Below are 25,537 nucleotides of genomic sequence, written 5' to 3' on the forward strand. Positions count from 1 at the left end.
GGCATGGGCGGGCCGGGGGTCGGCATGGGCGGGCCGGGGGTCGGCATGGGCGGGCCGGGGGTCGGCGGGCAGGTCGTGGCGGTGGTCGGGCCGACCGCGGCCGGCAAGTCGGCGTTGAGCATCGCCTTGGCCCACACGCTCGGTGGCGAGGTGGTCAACGCCGACTCGATGCAGCTCTACCGGGGCATGGACATCGGTACGGCGAAGCTGACCCTGGCCGAGCGCGAGGGTGTGCCACACCACCTGCTGGACATCTGGGACGTGACCGAGCCGGCCAGCGTGGCCGAATACCAGCGGTTGGCCCGTGCCGCCGTGGACGACATCCTGGCCCGGGGCCGGGTGCCGTTGCTGGTCGGTGGGTCCGGGCTCTACGTCCGTGCGGTGCTGGAGGAGTTCGAGTTCCCGGGCACCGACCCCCAGGTGCGGGCGCGGCTGGAGGCGGAACTGGCCGAGGTCGGGACCGCCCCGTTGTACGAGCGGCTGCGGGCCGCCGATCCCGCCGCCGCCGCGAACATCCTGCCCGGCAACGGGCGGCGCATCGTACGGGCGCTGGAGGTGATCGAGCTGACCGGTGCTCCGTTCACCGCCTCGCTGCCGGACCCGAAGCCGTACTACGACTCCGTGCAGCTCGGGGTGGATCTCGACACCACCGTGTTGGACGAGCGGATCGCGGTCCGGGTGGACCGGATGTGGGCGGCCGGCCTGGTCGAGGAGACCCGGGCGCTGGTCGACATCGGCCTACGGGAGGGGCGTACGGCCAGCCGGGCCCTCGGCTACCAGCAGGTGCTGCGCTTCTTCGACGGGGAGCTGACCGAGCCGCAGGCGGCCGAGGAGACGGTACGGGCGACCCGCCGGTTCGTCCGTCGGCAGCGGTCCTGGTTCCGCCGTGATCCCCGGATCAACTGGCTGGACGCGGCCGGTGCGGACCTGACCGGGGCCGCTCTGGCGGTGCTCCGGCAGCCGGTGGACTGAGGCTTCGCCAGCCGGTGGCCTGAGTACGGGCCGCCAGCCGGTGGACCGGGTACGGGCCGCCAGCCGCGGTGGGCCGGGTACGGGCCGCCTTGGCGGCCGGCCGCACCGTTCCTGGATGATGGAGACGTGCAGTTCATCAAGGGCCATGGCACCGGCAACGACTTCGTGATCCTGCCCGACCCGGACGGGCAACTCCCGCTCACCCCGGACCTTGTCGCCGCGCTCTGCGATCGGCGGCGGGGGATCGGCGCGGACGGCGTGCTGCGGGTGGTACGCGCCCAGCGGCATCCGGCGGCGGTCGGGATGGCGGCCTCGGCCGAGTGGTTCATGGACTACTGGAACGCCGACGGCTCGTTCGCCGAGATGTGCGGTAACGGAGTTCGCGTCTTCACCCGGTACCTGATCACCGCTGGTCTGGCTGTGCCGCCCACCACTACCGATGCCGGTGTGAGCGGCGGGCCAGGTGTGAGTGGCGGAACTGACGTGAGTGGCGGGGCAGCCGTGGGTGGCGGGGCAGCCGTGGGTGGCGGCGTCGGCCTGCCGATCGCCACCCGGGCCGGGGTCGTCCACGCCGTCGTACGCGGGCAGGACATCGCCGTCTACATGCGGATGCCCCGGATCGGTGGGGCGAGTGACGCCGTTCTCGGCGGCCGGAGTCTGCCGGGCACCGTGGTGGACTGCGGTAACCCGCACCTGGTCTGCGTCCTGCCCGACGGGGTCGGGTTGCCGGAGTTGGACCTGACCCGTATGCCGGTGGTGGATTCGGTGGTCTTCCCCGCTGGCGTCAACGTCGAGTTCATCACCGAGGGCAAGCCGGTCGACGGTGCCGATCTGCATGTCGACATGCGGGTCTACGAGCGCGGGTCGGCCGAGACGATGTCCTGCGGCTCCGGTGCCTGCGCGGTCGCCGCCGTGGCGCTGCGGGATGCCGGGTTGGCCGCCGGGGTGGTGGCGGTCGACGTTCCAGGGGGCCGGTTGACCATCACCCTCGACGCGGAGAGCTGCTGGCTGTCCGGACCGGCCGTACTGGTCGCCCACGGTGAGGTCGACCTGCCCGCCCTCTCCGGTTGACCCCCCGCCCTACCCGCTGCCCCGCCCTCTCCCGGCTACCCCCGCCCTCTCCCGGCTACCCCCGCCCTCTCCGGTTGATCATGAAGTTGTTGTCGCGGTATGCCGCAAAAGGTGACAACAACTTCATGATCAACGCGGAAGCGGCGGAAGCGGCGGAAGGGCGGAAGTGGTGGAAGGGTGGGGTGGTTGGTCAGTTGGACAGCGGGTTGGCTGGCGCTGCGGTTTCGGCGGCGATCTCCGGCAGGTCGGCCGGACCCGGGTCCGCGGCCGGCGGGGGAGCGGGCGTCTGGGCGGCGGCCCGGACCGCGGCGGCCACCGCCGGAGCCACCCGCGAGTCGAAGACGCTGGGCACGATGACCGTAGGGTTGATCTTGTCCTCGCCGACGACGTCGGCGATCGCCTGGGCCGCCGCGATCGCCATCTCCTCGGTGAACTCCTCGGCGTGCGCGTCGAGCATTCCCCGGAAGACGCCCGGGAAGGCCAGTACGTTGTTGATCTGGTTGGGCTGGTCGGACCGGCCGGTGGCGACCACCGCCGCGTACTTGCGGGCCTCCCGGGGATCCACCTCGGGGTCCGGGTTGGCCAGCGCGAACACGATCGAGTCCTTGGCCATAGCGGCGATGTCGTCACCGGTGAGCAGGTTGGGTGCGCTCACCCCGATGAACACGTCCGCGCCCCGGACCGCCCCGGCCAGGTCACCGGAGTAGTTGTCCTTGTTGGTGTTCTCGGCCAGCCACTGCCAGGCCGGGTTGAGGTCGGTCAGGCCACGGTGCAGGGCACCCCGCCGGTCGTACGCGATGATGTCGCCGACGCCCTGACGGAGCAGCAGCTTCATGATCGCCGTACCGGCGGCACCGGCCCCGGAGACGACCACCCGGACGTCGGAGAGCCGCTTGCCCACCACCCGCAGCGCGTTGGTCAGCGCGGCCAGTACGCAGATCGCGGTTCCGTGCTGGTCGTCGTGGAAGACCGGGATGTCCAGGAGTTCCCGCAGCCGCGCCTCGATCTCGAAGCAGCGGGGGGCGGCGATGTCCTCCAGGTTGATTCCGCCGTACCCGGGGGCGATGGCCCGCACGATCGAGACGATCTCGTCCGGGTCCTGGGTGTCCAGCACCACCGGCCAGGCGTCCACCCCGCCGAACCGCTTGAACAGTGCCGCCTTGCCCTCCATCACCGGCAGGGACGCGGCCGGGCCGATGTTGCCCAACCCGAGTACGGCGGAGCCGTCGGTGACCACGGCGACCGTGTTGCGCTTTATGGTCAGTCGCCGGGCGTCGGCCGGGTTTTCGGCGATGGCCAGGCAGACCCGGGCCACCCCGGGGGTGTAGGCCCGGGACAGTTCGTCGCGGGTACGCAGCGCCACCTTGGGGGCAACTTCGATCTTGCCGCCGAGGTGCAGCAGGAACGTACGGTCGGAGACCTTCCGGACGTCGACGCCGTCCAGGGCGGAGAGCGCCGTGACCACCTGGTCGGCGTGCCCGGCGTCGGCGGTGTCGCAGGTGAGGTCGACGATCACGGTCGTCGGGTCGCTGTCCACCACGTCCAGCGCGGTGACGATCGCACCGGCCTCACCCACGCAGGTGGTCAGTCGGCCGATGGCCGAGGCGTCGGCGGTGATGCCGATCCGGATGGTGATGGAAAATCCGGCGCTCGGCAGGCGGGTGGTCGCCACGGGATCCCTCCGTCATTGGTGGGGCGGTCGGTTGGCCGCCGCCCTGGCATTCTTCCCCGCCGCCCTCGGCCCCGTGCCGGCACCCCGTACCGCCGCGACGCTGGGCACAGTGCAGCCGTTGCCGGGTGCCAGCGGGCATCACTTTCTCCTGGTAGTCCTACCAACGAGTAACCAGCGGTGACACGTACCAGGAACGAGCTTTGATCTTCGCTGCCGGGGGAATATAGCGGATGCGTCGGCCCGCCATGCGTGTCACCATTGACCGACACGGACCAAAACGGACAGGAGACCAGCTTGCGACACCAGGAGAGCTTCGTTCCACTGGCGGACGAAGAACTCGCCGCCACCACCGGTGAACTGGAGCTGGAGGACCGCCAGGCGTTACGCCGCGTGGCGGGTCTGTCCACCGAACTCACCGACGTCACCGAGGTCGAATACCGGCAGCTCCGGTTGGAGCGGGTCGTCCTGGTGGGAGTCTGGACCGAGGGCACGGTCACGGACGCGGAGAACTCCCTCACCGAGTTGGCCGCCCTGGCCGAGACCGCCGGGTCGCAGGTGCTGGAAGGTCTGATCCAACGGCGTACCCGTCCCGACCCCGCCACCTACATCGGTCGGGGCAAGGTCGACGACCTCGGTTCGGTGGTGCTCTCCACCGGTGCGGACACGGTGATCTGCGACGGCGAGCTGTCGCCGTCCCAGTTGCGCAACCTGGAGCAGCGGACCAGGGTCAAGGTGGTCGACCGGACCGCGCTGATCCTGGACATCTTCGCCCAGCATGCCAAGAGCAAGGAGGGTAAGGCCCAGGTCGAGCTGGCGCAGCTCGAATACCTGCTGCCCCGACTGCGTGGTTGGGGTGAGAGCCTGTCCCGGCAGAGCGGCGGTAGCGCCCGGGTCGGCGGCGCGGGCGGTGGTGTGGGTCTGCGTGGTCCCGGTGAGACCAAGCTGGAGACCGACCGCCGTCGGATCCGCACCCGGATCGCCCGCCTGCGGCGGGAGATCAAGGGCATGCGATCGGTACGGCAGACCAAGCGCTCCCGTCGCACCCGTAACGCGGTTCCGGCGGTGGCCATCGCCGGATACACCAACGCGGGCAAGTCCAGCCTGCTCAACCGGCTGACCGGGGCCGGGGTGCTGGTGGAGGACGCCCTCTTCGCCACCCTGGACCCGACCACCCGTCGGGCGCACGCCGCCGACGGGCGGGTCTACACCCTCTCCGACACCGTCGGATTCGTCCGTCACCTGCCGCACCAGATCGTCGAGGCATTCCGGTCGACCCTGGAGGAGGTGGCCGACGCCGACCTTGTCGTACACGTGGTCGACGGGGCGCACCCCGATCCCGAGGAGCAGGTCCGCGCGGTTCGTGAGGTGCTGTCCGAGGTGGGTGCGGACAGGTTGCCCGAGTTGCTGGTGGTCAACAAGACCGACGCGGCCGACGAGGAGACGCTGCTGCGGCTCAAGCGGGAGTGGCCCGACGCCGTCTTCGTCTCCGCCCGGGCCGGTCGGGGGATCGACGATCTGCGCGCGGCGATCGAGGCCCGGTTGCCCCGCCCAGCGGTCGAGGTACGCGCGATCCTGCCGTACGACCGGGGTGACCTGGTGGCTCGGGTGCACCAGCGGGGTGAGGTTCTCGGCAGCTCGCACACCGGCGAGGGGACCGTGCTGCACGTCCGCGTCGACGAGGCGCTGGCAGCGGAGTTGGCACCCTATCGGCTCCACGAAGAGTGGTCGCCAGTCAACCCTCGGTAATTGATCACGGGGTGCCACGGCGGGCACTGACATCGTGCGACACTGGGCGAATGCGGCGTAGTGTGTCCTCGATCGCAGCCCTTGTCGGGCTGGTCGGTATAAGTCTTGTTGCTAGCGGCACTGCCGCGCTTGCTGCGCAACCAGGCAAGAAGGTCTGCGCGATCAAGGACCCTCGGCTGCGCGAATTGTCGGGCCTCGTGGCTACGGATACCGGGTACATCGTGATCAACGATGGCACGGAGGTTGCGAGTCGGAAGCAGGTCTTCTACCTCGACAAGAACTGCAAGGGGACCAAGGCCGTCCAGTATTCCGGCGATGGTCCGTTCGATACCGAGGACCTCGCCCTTTCGGCGGACGGAAAGACGCTCTGGATCGCGGACATCGGCGACAATGTCACGAGCAGTGAACGGCGTTCCCGGGTGGCGTTGTGGAGCATGCCGGTAGACGGTTCGAAGAAGCCGGTCCTGCACCGGCTTCGCTACCCGGATGGCAAGCCGCGGGATGCCGAGGCCCTGTTGATGGCCGACGATGGCAGCCCGGTCATCGTCACCAAGTCGACCGGCAAGGCGGAGATCTTCACCGCGGATGCGAAGCTGCCGACCGACAATGCCGAACCGGTGCCGATGAAGGCGGCTGGTGAGATCACCGTACCCAAGACGGCCACCGAGAACCCGTTGCAGGCGGCCGGCCGAATCGCCGTCACCGGGGCTGCCAGGTCACCGGACGGGACCAGGGTGGTCCTGCGTACCTATGCAGACGCCTTCGAGTTCGACGTCACCGGCGGCGACATCGTCAAGGCATTGACCACCGGAAAACCACGGGTTACCCCGCTGACCGATCCGTTCGGCGAGGCGATCACCTATACGCCGGACGGCGGCACGTTCCTCACCGTCTCCGACGTCGGCAGTCTCGGCGACGATGCCGAGGTCGACATCCTCAGTTACGTGCCGTCGAAGACGGTTGCCGCGGATGTTCCCGACGAGACGGAAAAGGCAACCGATACCAGGTCCTGGATGGACAAACTAACCCTGACCGACATCACGTACCTGGTTGCCGGAGTTGGCGTACTCGGCGCGATCCTGGTCGGCTTCGGCATCTTCGGAATTGTCCGGGCACGACGCCGACCTCCCGTTGGTGACGCGGGCCGGCGTGGTGGCAAGGGCGGTGACGATGCCGGCCGGCGGGGCGGCAAGGACGGTGGCCAGGGTCGGCGGGGCGGCGGGCCGGAGAGGGAACGCGACCCCCGGGTCGGGCGGCAGCCCGGCCCGGAGGACCAGTCGGACGCTCATTTCGTATCCGCCCCGGACAGTGGTCGGCGGGCGGGGAACCAGCCCGATGCCGCCGACGGCCGGTCCCGGGGACGACAGGACAAATCTGGCAGCGTGTACGGCGGCAACCGACCGTCACGCGGGGCGGTCTACGGTGCCGGCGCCAGTGCCGGCAGTGGTGGCGGTGGTGGCGCGGTGTATGGCGGTGACGGTGGTAGGTCCGTCGCCGGTGGACACGGCGGTGACCTTCCGTCCGCAGGCCGTCCGCCCGCTGGTGGCCACGGCGGAGGTCGTGGTCGCACCGGTGGCGGTAGCTACTCCGCTGGCCCGGGCCCGGCCGGGAACCGGCGCGCGAACGACGGCTATGCCGACGAGCGCGGTGGACGTGGCCCGGACGGACGCGGTCCCGCGGCGGGCGGTGGCTACCGCGACAACGGTTACCGCTGAGCCGTGACGGCCACCACCCTGAGGTCGGTCGCCCAGTAGGGCTGGGGTCGTCCAGTAGCGCTGAGGTCGTCCAGCAGAACGAGCGTTGCTCAGCAGAACGAGCGTTGCTCCGGACCCGCCGGGTCCGGAGCAACGCTCGTCTACGGGGTCGGGAGTACGGGTTCTCTACGGGGTCGGCCGGCGTGCGCCGACCTCCGCCGCCCCCAATCCGGGGCGTACGCGCTTCCTCGTCACCGGTTCAGATCCGGCGTACGGTTCAGATTCGGCGCAACACCGCCACGACACGCCCCATGATGGTGGCGTCGTCACCCGGGATCGGATCGAACGCGGGGTTCTGCGGCATCAGCCAGACGTGCCCGTCCCGGCGCCGGTAGGTCTTGACCGTCGCCTCGCCGTCCAGCATCGCCGCGACGATCTCGCCCACGTTCGCCGTCGGTTGCTGGCGCACCACCACCCAGTCGCCATCGCAGATCGCCGCGTCCAGCATCGAGTCACCCTTGACCTGGAGCATGAAGACCTCACCCTCGCCGACCAGTTCCCGGGGCAGCGGAAAGATGTCCTCGACGGCCTGCTCGGCCAGGATCGGCCCACCGGCGGCGATCCGCCCCAGCAGTGGCACGTAGGCGGGCTTGGGCCGCTGTGAGCGACTGTTCTCGTCGTCGATCAGGTCGCTCGGCGGCCGTACGTCCACCGCCCGGGGGCGGTTGGGGTCCCGCCGCAGGAAGCCCTTCCGTTCCAGTTCCTTGAGCTGGTAGGCGACGCTCGACGGGGAGACCAGACCGACCGCCTCACCGATCTCCCGTACGCTCGGCGGGTATCCGTGCCGCTCCACCCAGTCCCGGATGAACTCCAGGATCCGCCGCTGTCGGGCGGTCAGGTCGCTGGTGACCGGATCCGGGAAGGTACTCACCACCGGGGCGACGCTACGCAGAGCCGGCTCACCGCTGCGAGCCCGGGAAACACTCCGACGGCGCGTGGTCGCGGTGTCGGCGGTCTGCTGCGGGTGTTTCTGCCGGCTCGTCCGGTCGTCGGTAGACACGTCCGTCCTCCCTGGTCGGCGTCTGGTGCCTCGGCGGCTCGTAGTGCGTCATGACAACTCGACGTCGGATCGCCGAGCGGGCGACCGACGTCGGTTGTTCATGACCGTATAGGTGGGATCGGTGATTTTCAAACATCTGTACGACATGGTTCGGCGTGTTCCGGGTGGAACTCGAACGTCCGAACATCTGTTCTGATACACCATCGTACGACGGTCCGTTGGGGGCGTTGTCTAAGCTGGCTGGCCGGCCTGTTGTGGTCGCCCCACGGCACCCGGTAACCGGCCGGCTGGCGGGGGTGTTGGAAGAGTGAAAGACGCGTCACCGCAGCGCGGGTCAACTTGACCTCGGCTCGTCGGCGGCCTACGGTCGAACCCAACATGTAGTAGTCACAGGTGTGTAAGTTGCCCACTGGTTGGGGTCGACTACCCACCGCTCCCGCGCACGTCCAGCCCGACGACGACCACCGTACCGGTGTCGCCGGGGCTTCCGGCTGCCCTGGGGGCACTGTGCGCTACTCGGCGGATTCTATGGATAAGGAGGGTTGGCGATGCGGTGTCCGTACTGCCGTCACGCCGACTCCCGGGTCGTTGACTCGCGCGAGGCCGACGATGGTCAGTTGATCCGCCGGCGTCGGGCATGCCCGGAATGTGGCAAGCGGTTCACCACGGTCGAGGAGGCGGTGCTGGCCGTGGTCAAGCGCAGCGGCGTGACCGAGCCGTTCAGCCGTACCAAGATCGTCGGTGGGGTCCGGAAGGCCTGCCAGGGGCGGCCGGTCGACGAGGACGCGATCGCCCTGCTGGCCCAGCGGGTGGAGGAGACGATCCGGGCCAAGGGGGCCGCCGAGATCCCGAGCCACGACGTGGGGCTGGCCATCCTCGGCCCGTTGCGTGAGCTGGACGAGGTCGCCTACCTGCGGTTCGCCAGTGTCTACCGGTCCTTCGACTCGTTGGCCGACTTCGAGCGGGAGATCGAGATGCTGAGGGCCGCCGCGCTGGCCCGGGCGGAGGCCGCGGCCGACGCCGAGCCCGCGTCCGCGGCACCGACCGGCGGCCGTACCAGTTAGTTGTTTGTCTTTTTTGATCAAGTGAGCCGTGCGGCGATCGGCCGTGCGTGCGTGAGGGGGCGAATGAGATGGCGGGGGAAGGCGTGACAGCAGGCAAGAGTCGGTCCCGGGCCGGTGCTGGTGCCGGAGCTGGTCTGAAGGTCGAGCGGGTCTGGACCACCGACGGGGTGCACCCCTACGACGAGGTCACCTGGGAACGCCGGGACGTCGTGATGACCAACTGGCGGGACGGCTCGATCAACTTTGAGCAGCGCGGGGTGGAGTTCCCCGAGTCCTGGAGCGTGAACGCGGCCAACATCGTGACCACCAAGTACTTCCGGGGGGCGGTCGGTACGCCGGAACGGGAGTGGTCGCTCAAGCAGCTCATCGACCGGGTGGTGAAGACGTACCGCGCGGCGGGGGAGCAGCACGGCTACTTCGCCACCCCGGCCGACGCCGAGGTCTTCGAGCAGGAGCTGTCCTGGATGCTGCTGCACCAGGTGTTCAGCTTCAACTCGCCGGTCTGGTTCAACGTGGGCACCACCTCGCCCCAGCAGGTGTCCGCGTGCCTTCCGTACGATTCCCTGGTCAGCACGCCGGCCGGGCTCGTGCCGATCGGCGAGTTGGTCGAGACGAACGCGGTCGGGGCGAAGGTGTACGACGCCCACGGCCTGACCAAGATTCTCGCGGTCAAGGCGAACGGTGTACGTGAGGTCATCCGCCTGCACACCAAGGCCGGATACACCCTGGATGTCACGCCGGACCACACCGTGTGGAAGAGCACCGGGGCCGGCACGGGCCAGTGGGTCGAGGCGGGCACCCTGCGGCCCGGAGACAGGCTGGAGTGGCACCGCCGGGACGCCTACGGGGAAGCCGAGATCGACCTGCGGGAGATCCGCGAGGCCGGGCTCGCCGGCTGGTTGCAGTCGGACGGATTCGTGGGCCAGTACGACCAGGGGACGAATCGCTCGTTGACCGTCGAGGCGATGACCGTCAACGACGACGAGCTGGACTGGGTCCGTATCCTCCTCGACGAGGTCTTCCCCGGGGCGCACCGGCACGAGCGTGCGGTGCCGACGCAGAGCGACGAACTGGACTGCCGGCGCACCCACCTGTACGGCGAGCACCTGCGATCCTTCATCGAGAAGTGGGATCTGTTGCCCCGCGACACCGAGATGGAGGTGCCGAAGCAGCTCTTCACCGCGCCGCTCCCTGTGGTGACGGCGTACCTGCGCAGCATCTTCCAGGCCGAGGGCTACGTCTCGGCCCGCGAGGCCTCGACCCTCGTCGCCGTTGACATGATCTCGGAGAAGTTGGTTCGCGGCCTGCAGAGCCTGCTGCTGCGGTACGGCATCTTCGCCCGGGTGTCGTACAAGAAGGATGAGCGCGCCGACCGCAAGGGCTGCTGGTCGCTGCGGATCCAGAACGACGGCGATCGGGACCTGTTCGCCACCCACATCGGCTTCATCGGTGCGGAGAAGATGGCCAAGCTCGAAGCGGGCTTCGCCAAGCCGGGTCGCCCGGCTACCGAGGTGAAGCGGCTGGAGATCGACCGGGTCGAACCGCTCGGTGCCATGGAGGTCTACGACATCCAGACCGAGTCCGGTGAGTTCCTGGCCGGCAGCCTACGGGTGCACAACTGCTTCATCCTCTCCGTCGACGACTCGATGGATTCGATCCTCGACTGGTACAAGGAAGAGGGGCTGATCTTCAAGGGCGGCTCGGGCTCCGGCGTCAACCTGTCCCGCATCCGGTCCTCCCGGGAACTGCTCTCCAGCGGCGGCACCGCCTCCGGTCCGGTCAGCTTCATGCGTGGTGCGGACGCCTCGGCCGGCACCATCAAGTCCGGCGGGGCCACCCGGCGGGCCGCCAAGATGGTCATTCTCGACGTCGACCACCCCGACATCGAGGAGTTCGTGATCACGAAGGCGCGCGAGGAGGACAAGATCCGCGCACTGCGTGACGCCGGGTTCGACATGGACCTGGGCGGCGCGGACATCGTCAGCGTGCAGTACCAGAACGCCAACAACTCGGTCCGGGTCTCCGACGAGTTCATGCGGGCCGTCGACGAGAACGGCAAGTTCGACCTGCGCGGTCGGCTGGACGGCTCGGTCATCGAGACCATCGACGCCCGCGACCTGTTCCGCAAGATCTCGCAGGCGGCGTGGGAGTGTGCCGACCCCGGCCTCCAGTACGACGACACGATCAACGACTGGCACACCTGCCCGGAGACCGGCCGGATCACCGCGTCCAACCCGTGCTCGGAGTACCTGCACCTGGACAACTCCTCCTGCAACCTGGCCTCGCTGAACCTGATGAAGTTCCTGCGGGCCGACGGCGGGTTCGAGGTGGAGAAGTTCGTCAGGTCGGTCGAGTTCGTGATCACCGCGATGGACATCTCGATCTGCTTCGCCGACTTCCCGACCGAGCGGATCGGCGAGACCACCCGGGCCTTCCGCCAGCTGGGCATCGGGTACGCCAACCTCGGCGCGCTGCTGATGGCCTCGGCCCTGCCGTACGACTCGGAGAGCGGCCGGTCGCTGGCTGCCGCGATCACCTCGCTGATGACCGGTACGGCGTACCGGCGTTCCGCCGAGCTGGCCGGCGTCGTCGGCGCGTACGACGGTTACGCCCGTAACGCCGAGGCGCACAAGCGGGTCATGCGTAAGCACGCCGCCGCCAACGACGAGATCAAGCCGGACGGTCCGGTGGCCACCGAGATCGTCCGGGAGGCCACCCGGCAGTGGCAGCTCGGCAACAAGATCGGCGAGAAGTCGGGTTGGCGTAACTCGCAGGCCTCGGTGCTGGCACCCACCGGCACCATCGGCCTGATGATGGACTGCGACACCACCGGGGTGGAGCCCGACCTGGCGCTGGTCAAGTTCAAGAAGCTGGTCGGCGGCGGCTCGATGCAGATCGTCAACCAGACCGTGCCGCGTGCCCTGCGCAGCATCGGCTACCCGGAGGAGCAGGTCGAGGCGATCGTCGAACACATCGGCGACCACGGCCACGTCGTCGACGCGCCGGGCCTGAAGACCGAGCACTACGCGGTCTTCGACTGCGCGATGGGCGAGCGGTCGATCGCGCCGATGGGCCACGTACGGATGATGGCGGCGGTGCAGCCGTTCATCTCCGGGGCCATCTCCAAGACGGTCAACATGCCGGAGGCGGCCACCGTCGAGGATGTCGAGCAGATCTACTTCGAGGGCTGGAAGCTGGGCCTGAAGGCGCTGGCGATCTACCGGGACAACTGCAAGGTCGGCCAGCCATTGTCGGTCGCGAAGCCGGCGAAGGCGGCTGAGGCGGCTCCGGTTGCGACGGAGCGGGCGGTCGAGAAGGTCGTCGAGTACCGGCCGGTGCGTAAGCGGCTGCCGAAGAAGCGCCCGTCGGAGACGGTGTCCTTCTCCGTCGGTGGGGCCGAGGGCTACCTGACCGCGTCGTCGTACCCGGACGACGGGCTGGGCGAGGTCTTCCTCAAGATGTCCAAGCAGGGTTCCACGCTGGCCGGGGTGATGGACGCCTTCTCGGTGGCCCTCTCGATCGGCCTGCAGTACGGCGTGCCGCTGGAGACGTATGTCAGCAAGTTCACCAACATGCGGTTCGAGCCGGCCGGGATGACCGACGACCCGGACATCCGCATGGCGGTCTCGGTGGTGGACTACATCTTCCGTCGGCTGGCGCTGGACTTCCTGCCGTACGACCAGCGGGCGGAGATGGGCATCTTCACCGCGCAGGAGCGGGCCGCCCAGGTGCGGGCCGAGGCCGAGGCGGAGAACGGGGTGGACCTGACCGGCATGGCCGCCTCCGCGCCGGTGGCCAGCAAGCCGGCTGCCGAGTCGGGTGAGTCGGTCGTGGCCAGGCCCGCGCCGCGGGTGGGTTCCTCCACGGAACTGCTGGAGGCCGTGATCGGCAAGGCCGCCGACGCCCCGCTCTGCTTCACCTGCGGTACGAAGATGCGCCCGGCCGGTAGCTGCTACGTCTGCGAGGGCTGCGGCTCGACCTCCGGCTGCAGCTGAGTTTGGGCATGGTTCAGCGGTCGAACTGCGGTTAGCGGCTGGCGGCTGAACCTGCCGATGACACTGAAGGGCCAGCCCGTGGGCTGGCCCTTCAGTGTGTCCTGTTCCAGGTCAGGAGGAGTAGCCGCGTTCGGCCATCCAGTTGGCGAGGTTGATGGTGCTGACCCAGTAGGTACCGTCGCCCGAGGGGGCGGCCGGGTCTGCGATCTTCACCATGCGGCCCTCGTCCTCGTATCCGACCACGGTCACGTAGTGACCGCCGGGGTAGGAGCGGTAGATGCCGTTGGCGTCGGTGGTGCCACCCCTGACGTTGGCGATCACGGCCTTGTCGTTCTCGATGGCGTTGGCGACGTCGGCCTGGAGCTGGTCCATCTGGGCCGGGGTCGCCTCGGGGCCCGGGATGGAGGTGGTCCTGTAGTCCTTGCCGGTGATGTCCCGCATGACACGGGTGGTGTCCTCGGCGGAGTTGGTGCCAGCGGTGGTGGTGCCCAACTTTCTGGCGACCTCGTCCTGGCTCATGGTGTGGCCGTTGGCGCTGGCCGCGATACGGGTCGCGGCGGGGCCGCAGTAGTAGTAGTTCTCCTGGCTCTTGTACTGGTATCTGAGCTCTTTGTCCTTGGCCGGTTTTTTGGCGTTGCTGGCGGCCTTGTGCGCGGAGTTGCCGGGTGCGGCCTGTGCGGCGGCGGGGCCGGCGATGGCACCGGCGGTGATGGCGATGCCGGCACAGGTGAGCATGGTCCGGCGGGTGGTGGTCCTGGTGAGGGCCGGGAGCCACCGGGTGATGCTGCTGCTCATGGTTGCCCTTCTGTCAGAGGGGGCGCGCCCGGAGCGAGAGGTGCCGTACTCCAGGAGCGTGCTCGGATATGAAGGACGCCCGAACGGGGGTGCTCGGGCGTTACGGGAAGTGCAACCTGCCGAGCGCGTCCGACATTCCGGAAAAGTTGCTAATCGGGAATTGATCAACGTTTTTCTTGGGCCAACAGGCGGTACGAGCCGGCCACTCGACGTCGAACCAGCCGATCGGGATCGAACCGGCCACTCGACGTCGAACCAGCCGATCAGGATCGAACCGGCCACTCGACGTCGAGGCAGCCGATCGGGATCGAACCGGCTGGTTGGCATCGATCCGGACAGCGGGTCACGGACCTCGGTCCACTGGCCATGACGACAGACCGGGCCGGCCAGGCACGTACCGTATGGTCGGGCGAATGCAGGGGGAGCAGGGGCGGCGACTGCCGCTGTCGTCGCGGCCGTTGGACCAGCCGCATCCGTCCCGGCTGGCGCTGGACCACCCGGACCGGGACCGCGTCCTGGCCGCCCATGCCGCCGCGCTGGCTGCCGGGCAGGCGGGCTACCTCGATCCGGCCACCGGACTTTTCGTCCTCACTGCGGCTTTTCTCGCCCGTAGGGGCACCTGTTGCGGCCGGGGATGCCGGCACTGCCCGTACGTCGATGACGAAGTCAACCGCGAACCCGACTGAGCCCGGACCGCCCGACGGGTAGCGTGCTGGCGCATGGCGAGGTTCGTGGTGGTTGGCGGCGGCATCATCGGTCTGGCGACCGCGTACCGGATCGTCCAGGACCAGCCGGACGCCGAGGTGACGGTGCTGGAGAAGGAGCCCCGACTGGCGGCTCACCAGACCGGTCACAACTCTGGTGTCATCCATGCCGGGGTCTACTACCGGCCGGGCAGTCTGAAGGCGCAGCTCTGCCGGGCGGGTAGCCGGTCCATGGTGGACTTCTGCACCGAGCATGACATTCCGGTACGGGTGTGCGGCAAGCTGATCGTGGCCACCGACGAGTCCGAGTTGCCCCGACTGCGGGACCTGCACGAGCGGGCGGTCGCCAACGACCTGCCGGTCCGACTGATCGATGCGGCCGAGGCGCGCGAGCATGAGCCGGCCGTACGCTGTGTCGGCGCGCTGCACGTCGCCTCGACCGGCATCGTCGACTTCACCGAGGTCTGCACAGCCCTTGCCCGGTCGGCTGAGCTGGCCGGCGCCCGGATCCGACTCGGAACCCGGGTCACCGGGATCCTGACCCGGGGCGACGAGCAGGTGGTCCGGACCTCCACCGGCGAGGTGGTCGCCGATGTCCTGGTCAACTGTGCCGGGCTGCAGGCGGACCGGGTGGCACGGTTGGCCGGTGTGGTTCCGCCGGCGCGGATCGTCCCGTTCCGGGGTGAGTACTACGAGCTTCGCCCGGATCGGCGGGATCTGGTACGGGGATTGATCTACCCGGTGCCCGACCCCCGGTTTCCGTTCCTGGGCGTACACCTCACCCGGATGATCGACGGCAGTGTGCACGCCGGCCCCAACGCGGTGCTGGCGCTGGCCCGTGAGGGTTACTCGTGGGGACGGATCGACCCGGCCGAGATGTTCGGTCTCGTCACCAACCCGGGACTGTGGCGGCTGGCCCGGCGCCACCTGCGCTACGGCCTGACCGAGGTGCGCCGGTCGCTGTCCCGCCGCCGGTTCGCGATGAGTCTGGCCCGGCTGGTGCCCGGGGTGACCGAGCAGGACCTGGTGCCGGCTGCCGCCGGGGTACGCGCCCAGGCGATCGCCTCCGACGGCGGCCTGGTCGACGACTTCCTCATCGTTCACCGGCCCCGGCAGGTGCACGTGCTCAACGCCCCGTCACCCGCGGCGACCAGTTCGTTGGAGATCGCCCGGCACATCGTCGGCCAACTTCCGTCGGCGCGAATCGGACGGTGACCGGACCGGTGAGCGAGCGGTTTACGGCGTTGTCTGAGATGGTGGGCGGATTGGGGACACCGGAATACTGCGGTGCCGGCCGACCCCGTACGGTGTGCGACGGAACTGACCGGCCGACCCCGGCCGGGGCGAGCGGGAGGTGAGTGTGCGCGCGCGGCTCTGTCTGATCGGTGCCAGTGTGCTGATGCTGTCCGGCTGCGGCGAGGACACCAAACCGGCCGGGGTCGCTGTGCCCTCGCCCGGTGTGGTCGAGTTGCCTGCTTCGATGGCCAGCGGGGCATGTGAACTGCTCGACTACTCGTCGGTCGAGCAGAAGATCGGTGTCCGGTTCGACGTGTCGGCGGCCAGCCAGCTACGCAAGACACAGACCTGTGTGCTGCGTACCGAGGCGGCGAACCATCCCGACCTGGCGCTGTCGGTGACCGACATCTCGGTCGACGCCTCGGCGTTCAAGACCGACCTGGTGCCCCGAGGGGGGCAGTCCGTTTCCGGGCTGGGCAAGGCGGCGTACCGGTTGATCGCGGCACCGGCCGACGAGCACGGCGCTGCGGTGGAGATCGGTTGGCTGGCCTCGGACGGCCGGGTGGTGAGCCTGCGCTACACCCTCGCGGCCGGACAGGACAAGGGCGCGGCGGAGGAGTTCGCCGGCAAGCTCGTCACGTTGGCCAAGGAGATCGACACCAGCCGCCGATGAGCCCGCCGCCGACGGGCCGGGGTTGCCGTGTCCCGGTCGGTGGCCTGCCTGATCAGCGGCTGGTGACGAAGACTTCAGTGGGTGGCGAAGGCTCAGTGGGTGGCGAAGGCTCAGTGGGTGGCGACGAAGACGCGGGACGCGACCTCGCGGGGCAGGCGGATCTTGTCACCGGACCGGTTGATCGTGACCGCGTCGCGTTCCTGGGCGACGGTGACGGTCGCGCCGGGGTCGACGCCGGCGGCGTGTAGCTGCCGGAGCACGTCGGCGTTGGTCTGCACGCTCTCGCAGATGCGGCGTACCACCACCGGACCGGACAGCCCCGGGAACGCCAGGTTGCGTTCCCCCTCGACCGCCTCGCTGCTGGACTGCTCGGTGTCGCCAAGCGCCTCCAGGCCCGGGATCGGGTTGCCGTACGGCGACCGGGTGGGCCGGTTGAGCAGGTCGTAGACCTTCTTCTCCACCGCGTCGCTCATCACGTGCTCCCACCGGCAGGCCTCTTCGTGAGCCTCCTCGTAGGGCATACCGATCACGTTCACCAGCAGCAACTCGGCGAGGCGGTGCTTACGCATGACCGCCACGGCGGTGGCCCGGCCGACGCTGGTCAGCTGCAGATGCCGGTCGTCCTCCACGGTCAGCAGGCCGTCCCGTTCCATCCGGGCGACGGTCTGGCTCACGGTGGGGCCGCTCTGGCGCAGCCGTTCCGCGATCCGGGCACGCAGCGGTGGCACACCCTCCTCCTCCAGTTCGAGGATGGTGCGCAGGTACATCTCAGTGGTGTCGACAAGGTCGTTCACGTCAGCGGCCTCCTAGCCGTCGATGCTACCTTGCGGTACTGACATAGAGCCGCAGCCGAAGCCGGGGGTTCTGCTGGCCAATGGTGTTGACTGGACGCCATGTCCGAACCTGATGATCTTCTGGTTGCGGCCGGTGACCTTGCCGCCGAGTTGACGTCCGATGATCCACCGACACTCCTCGACGTGCGTTGGCGGCTCGGTGGCCCCTCCCGCCGCGACGAGTACGCCGCCGGACATCTGCCCGGCGCGGTCTTCCTCGAACTGGACGAGGAACTGTGCGGACCACCCGGGGGCGGTGGACGGCACCCGTTGCCCGACCCGGTGACGCTGGAGACCGTGCTGCGGGCCGCCGGGGTGCGAACCGGCCACCCCGTGGTGGTCTACGACGGTGGCGAGGGCCTGCCGGCAGCCCGAACCTGGTGGACCCTGCGCTGGGCCGGTCACCGCCAGGTCCGGGTGCTCGACGGCGGCTACCCCGCCTGGCTGGCGGCGGGTGGACCCGTCCACACCGATCAACCCCGGCCCGTTCCCGGGGACGTGACGGTCCGGCCCGGTTCGCTCCCCGTACTCGACGCCGGGTCGGCCGCCGAACTGGTCACCGGTGCGGGCGTACTGATCGACGCGCGGGCCGCCGAGCGGTTCCGGGGCGAGACCGAGCCGATCGACCCGGTCGCCGGGCACATCCCGGGTGCGGTCAACCTGCCGTCGACCGTACTGACCGGGCCGGACGGCCGGTGGCCCGACGCCGACGACCTCCGGTCCCGGTTCGCGCGGGTCGGGGTCGCTCCCGGGGTACGCGTCGGCGCGTACTGCGGTTCCGGGGTGACCGCCGCGCACACCGTCCTCGCCCTGCACCTGGCCGGCCGGCCGGACGCCGCCCTCTACGTCGGCTCCTGGAGTGACTGGGTCACCGATCCGGACCGCCCGGTCGCCACCGGCCCGGACCACGACAGCTAGCAGCCGGCGGTTGAGTCGTCCGCCGAGGTGGGGGCGGACGTGCGACGATGACGCAATGTCGGACGGCACCGTCGTAATGTGGCACGAGGATCTGTTGACGTACGACCTGGGCGACCATCCACTCAATCCGGTCCGGGTCGAACTGACCATGGCGCTCGCCCGTGATCTGGGCATCCTGGACCGCCCCGGGGTACGGATGGTCGCCCCGGCACCGGCCGAGGACAAGGCGCTGACCCGGGTGCACCGGCCGGACTACGTCGAGGCGGTCCGAGCGGCACCGGACGACCCGTTCTTCTCCGGTTACGGACTCGGCACCGCCGACAACCCCATCTTCGAGCGGATGCACGAGGCCAGCTCGTTGGTGGCCGGGGCCAGCCTGGCGGCGGCCGAGGCGGTCTGGGAGGGCTCGGCACGGCGAGCGGTCAATGTGGCCGGCGGACTGCACCACGCCATGCCCGGTCGGGCTGCCGGGTTCTGCGTCTACAACGACCCGGCGGTGGCCATTGCCCGACTGCTCGACCTCGGGGCGGAGCGGGTCGCCTACGTCGACGTCGACGTACACCACGGCGACGGTGTGCAGCAGGTCTTCTACGACGACCCACGGGTGCTGACGGTGAGCCTGCACGAGAGTCCGCTGGCGCTCTTCCCCGGTACGGGCTTCCCCGACGAGACCGGCGGCCCGGGCGCGGAGGGGAGTGCGGTCAACCTGCCACTGCCACCCGGTACCGGCGACGCGGGCTGGCTCCGTGCCTTCCACGCCGTCGTCCCATCGGTGCTGCGGACGTTCCGGCCCCAGATCCTGGTGACCCAGTGCGGTGCGGACAGTCACCGGGCCGACCCGCTGGCCGACCTGCGGCTGTCGGTCGACGGGCAGCGTGCCAGCTACCTGGCGTTACGTGACCTCGCCGAGGAACTGTGCGACGGGCGTTGGGTGGCCACCGGCGGTGGCGGGTACGCCCTGGTCGAGGTCGTGCCCCGGGCCTGGACACATCTGCTGGCGGTGGCCACCGGCGAACCACTGGCACCGACCGTCCAGACCCCGGCGAGCTGGCGTAAGCTCGCGCAGGACCGTCGCCCGGGGCGCGAGGTGCCGTTGCGGATGACCGACGACGTGGACACGTCGTACGAGCCGTGGCAGCCGACCGGCGAACCGGATGCGGTCGACCGGGCCATCCTGGCCACCCGTAAGGCCGTGTTCCCGCTGCTCGGTCTCGACCCGTACGACCCCCGGGACTGACCGACCGCACTACGGCGAGGGGAGGAGGTCTCCCTCGTGGACCGCTCCGCGAACGTCCTGCTCACCGACGGCACCACCGTCCACCTGCGGCAGATCCAACCGGACGACGCGCCGGCGATCGTGGCGATGCACTCGCGGTTCTCCGAACGTACCCGGTATCTGCGTTACTTCTCACCGTATCCACGCATCCCGGACCGGGACCTGCGTCGCTTCGTGACCGTCGACCACCACGATCGTGAGGCGTTCGTGGTGCTCTCCGGTGACCGCATCCTCGCCGTCGGGCGCTACGAGCGGCTGGGACCCGAGGCCACCGACGCCGAGGTGGCCTTCGTGGTGGAGGACGCCCACCAGGGCCGGGGTATCGGGTCGGTGCTGCTGGAGCACCTGGCCGACGCGGCCCGGCAGGAGGGGCTCACCCGGTTCGTCGCCGAGGTGCTGCCGGCCAACGCCAAGATGCTGCGGGTCTTCGCCGACTTCGGCTACCAGGTACATCGCCAGTACGCCGACGGGGTGGTCCACCTGACCTTCCCGATCGCCCCCACCGAACAGTCCCTCGAGGTGCAGCGGGCCCGTGAGCACCGGACCGAGGCCAGGTCGATCGCCCGGCTGCTCAATCCCCGTACGGTGGCCGTCTACGGTGCCAGCGCCAGCGGCCAGGGGGTGGGTGCGGCGGTGCTCGGGCACCTGCGCGACGGCGGGTTCACCGGTGAGATCGTCGCGGTCCACCCGTACGCGGACCGGGTCGGCGGCCTGCCCGCGTACCGGTCGGCGGGGGACGCCGACGGCGACACGGACCTGGCGGTCATCGCCGTGCCGGCGGAGGCGGTGCCCGACGCGGTGGCCGACGCGGGCAGCGCGAACGCACACGGCCTGGTCGTGATCTCGGCCGGCTTCGCGGAGTCGGGGCCGGCGGGCCGGCTGGCCCAGGAGGCCCTGATCCGGCAGGCACACGCGGCCGGGATGCGGGTGGTCGGCCCGAACTGTCTGGGCATCGCCAACACCGACGAGCGGGTACGCCTCAACGCCACGCTGGCCCCGAGGCTGCCGGCCCCCGGCCGGGTCGGCTTCTTCAGCCAGTCCGGCTCGTTCGGGGTGGCGTTGCTGGCCGAGGCCGACCGGCGTGGGCTGGGCCTCTCCAGTTTCGTCTCGGCCGGCAACCGGGCCGACGTGTCCGGAAACGACCTGTTGCAGTACTGGCAGGACGATCCGGGCACCGACGTGATCCTGCTGTACCTGGAGACGTTCGGGAACCCGCGCAAGTTCGCCCGGCTGACCCGTCGGATCAGCCGGACCAAACCGGTGGTGGCCCTGGCCTCACCGGCGAGGCCTACGGGCCGGGGCACCGGGCCGGGGGAGAGCCCGGCGGCGGGACCGGACGCGGCTGCGGTCACCGAACTGTTCGCCCGCTCCGGGGTGATCCGGGTGGACACGGTGGCCGAACTCTTCGACGTCGGCGTCCTGCTGGCGAACCAGCCGTTGCCGGCCGGGCGGCGGGTGGGCGTCGTCGGGAACTCGTCGGCGTTGTCCCGGCTGGCGGTGACCGCCTGCCGGGCGCGGGGACTCGTGGTCGCCGACGGGTACCCGTCGGACGTCGGGTCCCGGGGCAGTGCCGCCGCCTTCGCCGACGCGTTGGCCGCTGCCGTGGCCGACGAGACCGTCGACGCCATCGTGGTGGTCTTCGCGCCGCCGCTGCCCGGTCAGGCGGTCGACGAGGATGCCAGCTTCGCCGCTGCGCTGGCGAAGACCGCAGCGGACGGTGAGAAACCAGTCGTGGCGGCGTTCCTGGTCGACCAGTTGCCGGCCGGGGTGCCGTCGTACCCGTCGGTGGAGGAGGCGGTACGGGCGTTGGACCGGGTGGCCGGTTACGCCGACTGGCTGCGCAAACCCCACGGCCATCTTCCCGAGTTGACCGGGATCGCCCCGAAGGTGGCCGGGGTGGCGCTGACCGAGGGCGGGCCGGGCCTGGCCGAACGGCTGCTGGGCGCGTACGGGGTGTCGACCGTGCCGTCGACGCGGGTGGACTCGGCCGAGGAGGCCGTGTCGGTTGCCCGGCAACTGGGCTACCCGGTGGCGCTCAAGTCGGCCCGGGAGGGGCTACGGCACCGTCTCGACCTGGGCGCGGTCCGGCTGGATCTGGCCACCGAAGCGGAGGTACGGCGGGCGTACGGCGAAGTCGCCGAGGTGTTCGGCAGCGGGATGCTGGTCCAGCCGATGGTCGCCCCCGGGGTGGCCTGTGTGGTGGAGATGGTCGAGGACCCGACCTTCGGCTCGGTACTGGGCTTCGGGCTGGGTGGGGTGGCCAGCGAACTGCTCGGTGACCGGGCCTGGCGAGCGGCGCCGTTGACGGATCTGGACGCCGCCGCCCTGATCGACGAACCTCGGGCGGCGCGGTTGCTGCGTGGCTACCGGGGTGCCGAGGCGGTCGACCGGGCCGCCCTGATCGACCTGCTGCTGCGGGTGGGCCGGCTGGTCGACGAGCATCCGCAGGTACGTTCGCTGAGCCTCAATCCGGTCCTGGTCCGACCGTCCGGCCTGTCCGTCCTGCACGCGAAGGTGCGGGTGGACGTCGAAGCGGTACGGCCGGACACCGGCCCCCGCCGGCTGTAGAGCCCGGCCGGTGGGCGGTGCCACCGTCAGCCGGCGACGTTCGTGCCGTCCGTGTCACTGCCCAGTCGCCACAGTGCCAGGCGATTCGTAGCCGCGAGGATGGCGAGCGCGGCGCTGAGTAGCGGATGCCCGGTGCAGATGGTGGTGCCGGCCCACCGTAGCGGCGAACCACCGTTGGTGCTGGTCGACAGGCGTACGCCGCCAGCCGGTGGACGTACCTGTCGTCACCGCAGTGGTACGTCCACCGGGGCGTGCGGCCGGTAGATCCGGTATCCGGCGACCTCTGAGACGTCGGCGGTGACGCCCAGGGCCTGGAGTCGCCCGGCGAACGCCCGGTCGAGCGGGGAGCCCAACGGCAGGACGTAGGCCGGGTCGGGTGCGGCGGTGACCAGGTCGCGGTACGGGCGGTAGCGGTCGTTGCCCGGACGCAGGTCGTCGCCGAGCGTGGCGCAGACCATCCGTTCCCGGGTGGCGAACGAGATCCAGTTGCAGGTCCAGTACTCGGAGTAGAAGCGGGTGACGCCCAACTCCGCCAGGCGTACGGTCAACTCGCGTTCGGTTCGGAGCGCCTGCCGGCTCTCCGGTGCCAGATCCCCGATGGCCACGGTCGCGCCGACCGTCGCCAACGTGACCACGGCCAGTAGCGAGCCGCCGGCGACGCCGGCAGCCAGCCGGAGCCCGCCCGGGTGGGCCGGTGACGTCGCCGTGGAGCGGCCGGTGCGACGGTCGTCGAGCAGTCGGGCGGCGGCGGACCAGGCCGGCCACAGCACCGCCGGTAGGCAGATGAGCAGCGGGCACAGGTAGCGCATGCTCGTCGTCGGGTAGATACCGGCCGCGTCGCTCTGGGCGTACGAGATGAGGGTCAACGCGCCGCCCACGACCAGTGCGAGTCGGCCGGCCTGGCGGATCCGTTCGGCACCGGTGGTCCGGCGCAGCGCCGCCCCGGCCAGGCAGCCCGCCAGCAGCAGCAACAGTGGGTACGCCGCGCCCAGGACCAGCGGCCAGCCCGTACATTGGCTTCCGGCGCAGAGTCCGGTGCCGAGGGGCACCCCGAGCAGTACACCGCCGTGGATCCGGCTCCAGATCGAGGCGTCCTCGCCCCCGCTGAGCGTCAGCATCTTGGTCAGGCTGGCTTCGGCGACCCCCGGCTGGAGGTAGTGCGCGATCGCCGGTGCGGTACCCACCAGCAGGCAGAGCACCAGCAGTACGCCCGGCCAGCCGAGCAACTCCCGCCGACAGCCGAGGACCAGCACCAGGCCGGCGGCGGCCACGTAGGGCGCGATGAGCACATCGGACCAGAGCGCCAGCCCGGCCACCAGCCCCCACCCGGCGAACCCGAGGATCCGCCGTACCGTGTGCCGGTCATCGCCGGTTCCCAGCCAGACGGCCATCAGCAGCAGGCCGACGGCAGCGGGCTTGATCTCCGGATATCCGCCCCCGGCGAAGATCTCACTTCGTACGACCGGGTCCGAGCCCAGGGCCAGCAGCCCGACGACGAGCACCGCGAACCACCGACCGTAGAGGCGGCGGGTCAGCGCGTACATGAGGTGGCAGAACACCGCGTACAGCGCCAGCAGCGGGAGGCGGAGTACGACGATGGACGGCCCGAAGAGCGCGAAGAGCGGGGCGGCGAGATAGGCCTCCAGCGTCCCCATGTAGTGGTCGCCGTAGAAGAAGGCCGGATAGTGGCGACCCTCCACGATGTGTGCCGCCGCCATCGCCATCGTCGACTCGTCGCTGTTCGTCGGCGGTATACCGGCCAGGATCAGGAAGAGCCGGTAGGCGAGTCCGGCTGTCACCAGGCCGACGGCGACCAGCGCGGCCCGGTCGAGGCGCCGGACGGTGGCTGGCTGCCCGCGTACCGGGGAGGTGGGCTCCGTTCCGGCGGGCACCGTGGATTCGACGAGGTCGTTCGAAGACATGAAGTTCTTCCGCTCAGCCTGACTCGAAGGGGAGGGTGGACCGGCTTGCGGAGGTAGTAAATCGAATTCGGGGTGTTCATGTTGTCCGGTGAATTCCGCATTTGCCGCCCCAACCTGACGTCCCCGGTGGTCAGGGGGTTGCCCTGGCAGCTGAATTTGTTCCGGCCACGCGAAAACGCTCGACGGGATCCTCCCGCCGAGCATTTTCATGGAGCACACCCCACCCGGGGGCGTCGGTGCCGGGTCAGCTGGCGTACGACTCCAGCCGTTGGGCCCGCGACGGGTGGCGCAGCTTGAGCAGGGTCACCTTCTCGATCTGCCGGATGCGTTCCCGGGAGAGTCCGAACTCGCGGCCCACCTCGTCCAGGGTGCGCTGCCGTCCGTCGTCGAGGCCGAAGCGCAGCCGGATCACCGCCTGCTCGCGCTGCGACAGGGTGGCCAGCACGATCTCCACCTCGTTGCGCAGTTGGCCCTGGCTGGCCGATTCGCCCAGCGAGTCGCGCGGGTCAACGGCGGCAACGAAGTCGCCGAGCGCGCTCTCCCCGTCCTCGCCCACGGCCTGGTCCAGGCTGACCGGCTCCCGGTCGTACGAGATGAGTTCGATCACCTGGAACTCCGCGACGCCGAGCGCGGCGGCGATCTCGCCCACGCTGGGCTCGCGTCCCAGGGTGGTGGACAGGTCCCGGCGGGTACGGACCATCCGGTTCACCTGCTCGACCATGTGCACCGGGATGCGGATGGTGCGGGCCTGGTCGGCCATGGCGCGGGTGATGGCCTGGCGGATCCACCAGGTGGCGTAGGTGGAGAACTTGTAGCCCTTGGTGTAGTCGAACTTCTCGACGGCGCGGATGAGGCCGAGGTTGCCTTCCTGGATGAGGTCGAGGAAGGCCATGCCGCGGCCGGTGTAGCGCTTGGCGATGCTGACCACGAGCCGGAGGTTCGCCTCCAGCAGGTGGTTCTTTGCGGCGCGTCCCTCGGCGACGATGACCTCGAGGTCGCTGCGCAGCGGCTCCGGTACGGCGACGGGGTCGGTGAGCTTCTCCTCGGCGAAGAGGCCGGCCTCGATCCGCTTGGAGAGCTGCACCTCCTCGACCGCGGTGAGCAGCTTGGTGCGGCCGATGCCGTTGAGGTAGGCCCGGACCAGGTCGGCCGACACGCCCCGGTCGTCGACGGCGTCGAGGTCGGCCAGGGGCTCGTTGGTGGTCCGGCCAGCGTCAGTGTCGATATCCGTTCCCGCCATGGTGGCCGGCGTGACTTCGTTCTTGATTATCTGCAGGACCATCTTCAGTCGCCTCCCCGCGTCGACAAGTGGCACGCGCCAGCGCGGTTGAGTGGCGC

At 69.9% G+C, this 25,537-nt stretch carries 17 protein-coding genes and 3 pseudogenes; 14 read left to right on the top strand and 6 right to left on the bottom strand.

The window, feature by feature from the left end; genetic code table 11:
- The first annotated feature begins 24 nt into the window (after positions 1-24).
- Positions 25-972, top strand: a complete 948-nt coding sequence (gene miaA / locus ACFQ4H_RS26835; protein ID WP_377575871.1) for a tRNA (adenosine(37)-N6)-dimethylallyltransferase MiaA — start codon at positions 25-27, stop codon at positions 970-972.
- A 126-nt stretch (positions 973-1,098) separates the two neighbouring features.
- A complete protein-coding gene (locus ACFQ4H_RS26840; protein ID WP_377575785.1) occupies positions 1,099-2,043 on the top strand; it encodes a diaminopimelate epimerase in 945 nt (314 codons plus the stop codon).
- Positions 2,044-2,233: 190 nt separating this feature from the next.
- Here the strand turns inward: ACFQ4H_RS26840 and ACFQ4H_RS26845 are convergent, their stop codons facing one another.
- Positions 2,234-3,715 (bottom strand): NAD-dependent malic enzyme, encoded by a 1,482-nt coding sequence (locus ACFQ4H_RS26845; protein WP_377575787.1) that lies wholly within the window; start codon positions 3,713-3,715, stop codon positions 2,234-2,236.
- A 294-nt stretch (positions 3,716-4,009) separates the two neighbouring features.
- Between ACFQ4H_RS26845 and hflX the strand changes: the two genes are divergently transcribed.
- Together hflX and ACFQ4H_RS26855 are read left to right on the top strand one after the other, a co-directional pair.
- A complete protein-coding gene (gene hflX / locus ACFQ4H_RS26850) occupies positions 4,010-5,461 on the top strand; it encodes a GTPase HflX (protein ID WP_377575790.1) in 1,452 nt (483 codons plus the stop codon).
- Positions 5,462-5,511: 50 nt separating this feature from the next.
- Positions 5,512-7,176 carry a hypothetical protein gene (locus ACFQ4H_RS26855; RefSeq protein WP_377575792.1) on the top strand — a complete coding sequence of 555 codons (1,665 nt, stop codon included), beginning with the start codon at positions 5,512-5,514 and terminating at the stop codon, positions 7,174-7,176.
- Positions 7,177-7,432: 256 nt separating this feature from the next.
- Here ACFQ4H_RS26855 and lexA read toward each other — a convergent pair whose 3' ends face one another.
- Positions 7,433-8,215, bottom strand: a complete 783-nt coding sequence (gene lexA / locus ACFQ4H_RS26860) for a transcriptional repressor LexA (protein ID WP_377575794.1) — start codon at positions 8,213-8,215, stop codon at positions 7,433-7,435.
- Positions 8,216-8,763: 548 nt separating this feature from the next.
- Between lexA and nrdR the strand changes: the two genes are divergently transcribed.
- The 4 genes and pseudogenes from nrdR to ACFQ4H_RS26880 all read left to right on the top strand — a co-directional run.
- Positions 8,764-9,279 carry a transcriptional regulator NrdR gene (gene nrdR / locus ACFQ4H_RS26865; protein WP_377575797.1) on the top strand — a complete coding sequence of 172 codons (516 nt, stop codon included), beginning with the start codon at positions 8,764-8,766 and terminating at the stop codon, positions 9,277-9,279.
- Between the two features lie 68 nt (positions 9,280-9,347).
- Positions 9,348-9,827, top strand: a pseudogene (locus tag ACFQ4H_RS26870) (vitamin B12-dependent ribonucleotide reductase); the annotation flags it as partial.
- Positions 9,816-10,709, top strand: a pseudogene (locus ACFQ4H_RS26875) (LAGLIDADG family homing endonuclease); the annotation flags it as partial. The pseudogenes ACFQ4H_RS26870 and ACFQ4H_RS26875, both read left to right, overlap by 12 nt.
- A 177-nt stretch (positions 10,710-10,886) precedes the next feature.
- Positions 10,887-13,274, top strand: a pseudogene (locus ACFQ4H_RS26880) (vitamin B12-dependent ribonucleotide reductase); the annotation flags it as partial.
- A gap of 111 nt (positions 13,275-13,385) precedes the next feature.
- Here the strand turns inward: ACFQ4H_RS26880 and ACFQ4H_RS26885 are convergent.
- Positions 13,386-14,069, bottom strand: coding sequence for a C39 family peptidase (locus ACFQ4H_RS26885; RefSeq protein ID WP_377575800.1), 684 nt, complete (start codon positions 14,067-14,069; stop codon positions 13,386-13,388).
- A gap of 413 nt (positions 14,070-14,482) precedes the next feature.
- Here ACFQ4H_RS26885 and ACFQ4H_RS26890 point away from each other — a divergent pair, with 413 nt between their 5' ends.
- The 3 genes from ACFQ4H_RS26890 to ACFQ4H_RS26900 all read left to right on the top strand — a co-directional run bounded on the left by ACFQ4H_RS26890 (position 14,483) and on the right by ACFQ4H_RS26900 (position 16,682).
- Positions 14,483-14,755 (top strand): DUF5522 domain-containing protein, encoded by a 273-nt coding sequence (locus ACFQ4H_RS26890; protein ID WP_377575803.1) that lies wholly within the window; start codon positions 14,483-14,485, stop codon positions 14,753-14,755.
- A gap of 33 nt (positions 14,756-14,788) precedes the next feature.
- Positions 14,789-15,988 (top strand): L-2-hydroxyglutarate oxidase, encoded by a 1,200-nt coding sequence (gene lhgO / locus ACFQ4H_RS26895; protein WP_377575806.1) that lies wholly within the window; start codon positions 14,789-14,791, stop codon positions 15,986-15,988.
- A 139-nt stretch (positions 15,989-16,127) separates the two neighbouring features.
- Positions 16,128-16,682, top strand: a complete 555-nt coding sequence (locus ACFQ4H_RS26900) for a hypothetical protein (protein ID WP_377575809.1) — start codon at positions 16,128-16,130, stop codon at positions 16,680-16,682.
- 110 nt (positions 16,683-16,792) lie between these two features.
- Here the strand turns inward: ACFQ4H_RS26900 and ACFQ4H_RS26905 are convergent, their stop codons facing one another.
- On the bottom strand, positions 16,793-17,476 hold the full coding sequence (locus tag ACFQ4H_RS26905) for a metal-dependent transcriptional regulator (RefSeq protein WP_377575811.1): 684 nt from the start codon (positions 17,474-17,476) through the stop codon (positions 16,793-16,795).
- Between the two features lie 99 nt (positions 17,477-17,575).
- Between ACFQ4H_RS26905 and ACFQ4H_RS26910 the strand changes: the two genes are divergently transcribed.
- From ACFQ4H_RS26910 to ACFQ4H_RS26920, 3 genes are read left to right on the top strand one after another with little or no spacing between them, the layout of a single operon-like run.
- Positions 17,576-18,433 carry a sulfurtransferase gene (locus ACFQ4H_RS26910; protein ID WP_377575814.1) on the top strand — a complete coding sequence of 286 codons (858 nt, stop codon included), beginning with the start codon at positions 17,576-17,578 and terminating at the stop codon, positions 18,431-18,433.
- Positions 18,434-18,488: 55 nt separating this feature from the next.
- The gene (locus tag ACFQ4H_RS26915; RefSeq protein WP_377575817.1) at positions 18,489-19,670 is read left to right on the top strand and encodes an acetoin utilization protein AcuC; all 1,182 of its coding nucleotides are present in this window, start codon (positions 18,489-18,491) and stop codon (positions 19,668-19,670) included.
- A 36-nt stretch (positions 19,671-19,706) separates the two neighbouring features.
- Positions 19,707-22,277: a bifunctional acetate--CoA ligase family protein/GNAT family N-acetyltransferase gene (locus ACFQ4H_RS26920; RefSeq protein ID WP_377575820.1), complete on the top strand. Its 2,571-nt coding sequence runs from the start codon at positions 19,707-19,709 to the stop codon at positions 22,275-22,277.
- A 224-nt stretch (positions 22,278-22,501) separates the two neighbouring features.
- On the opposite strand, the gene ACFQ4H_RS26925 is transcribed toward ACFQ4H_RS26920, so the two are convergent.
- Complete coding sequence (locus tag ACFQ4H_RS26925; protein WP_377575823.1) at positions 22,502-24,199, bottom strand: ArnT family glycosyltransferase; 1,698 nt, start codon at positions 24,197-24,199, stop codon at positions 22,502-22,504.
- 244 nt (positions 24,200-24,443) lie between these two features.
- Positions 24,444-25,439: an RNA polymerase sigma factor SigB gene (gene sigB / locus ACFQ4H_RS26930; protein WP_377575874.1), complete on the bottom strand. Its 996-nt coding sequence runs from the start codon at positions 25,437-25,439 to the stop codon at positions 24,444-24,446.
- Positions 25,440-25,537 lie beyond the last annotated feature (98 nt).

The sequence above is a fragment of the Micromonospora sonneratiae genome, from assembly GCF_042679305.1.
Taxonomy (GTDB): Bacteria; Actinomycetota; Actinomycetes; order Mycobacteriales; family Micromonosporaceae; genus Micromonospora_H; species Micromonospora_H sonneratiae.

Coding starts and splice junctions, on each gene's coding strand:
- miaA (WP_377575871.1), top strand. CDS start 25: ATGGGCGGGCCGGGGGTCGGCATGGGCGGGCCGGGGGTCGGCGGGCAG.
- ACFQ4H_RS26855 (WP_377575792.1), top strand. CDS start 5,512: ATGCGGCGTAGTGTGTCCTCGATCGCAGCCCTTGTCGGGCTGGTCGGT.
- nrdR (WP_377575797.1), top strand. CDS start 8,764: ATGCGGTGTCCGTACTGCCGTCACGCCGACTCCCGGGTCGTTGACTCG.
- ACFQ4H_RS26885 (WP_377575800.1), bottom strand. CDS start 14,069: ATGAGCAGCAGCATCACCCGGTGGCTCCCGGCCCTCACCAGGACCACC.
- ACFQ4H_RS26890 (WP_377575803.1), top strand. CDS start 14,483: ATGCAGGGGGAGCAGGGGCGGCGACTGCCGCTGTCGTCGCGGCCGTTG.
- lhgO (WP_377575806.1), top strand. CDS start 14,789: ATGGCGAGGTTCGTGGTGGTTGGCGGCGGCATCATCGGTCTGGCGACC.
- ACFQ4H_RS26910 (WP_377575814.1), top strand. CDS start 17,576: ATGTCCGAACCTGATGATCTTCTGGTTGCGGCCGGTGACCTTGCCGCC.
- ACFQ4H_RS26915 (WP_377575817.1), top strand. CDS start 18,489: ATGTCGGACGGCACCGTCGTAATGTGGCACGAGGATCTGTTGACGTAC.
- ACFQ4H_RS26925 (WP_377575823.1), bottom strand. CDS start 24,199: ATGTCTTCGAACGACCTCGTCGAATCCACGGTGCCCGCCGGAACGGAG.
- sigB (WP_377575874.1), bottom strand. CDS start 25,439: ATGGCGGGAACGGATATCGACACTGACGCTGGCCGGACCACCAACGAG.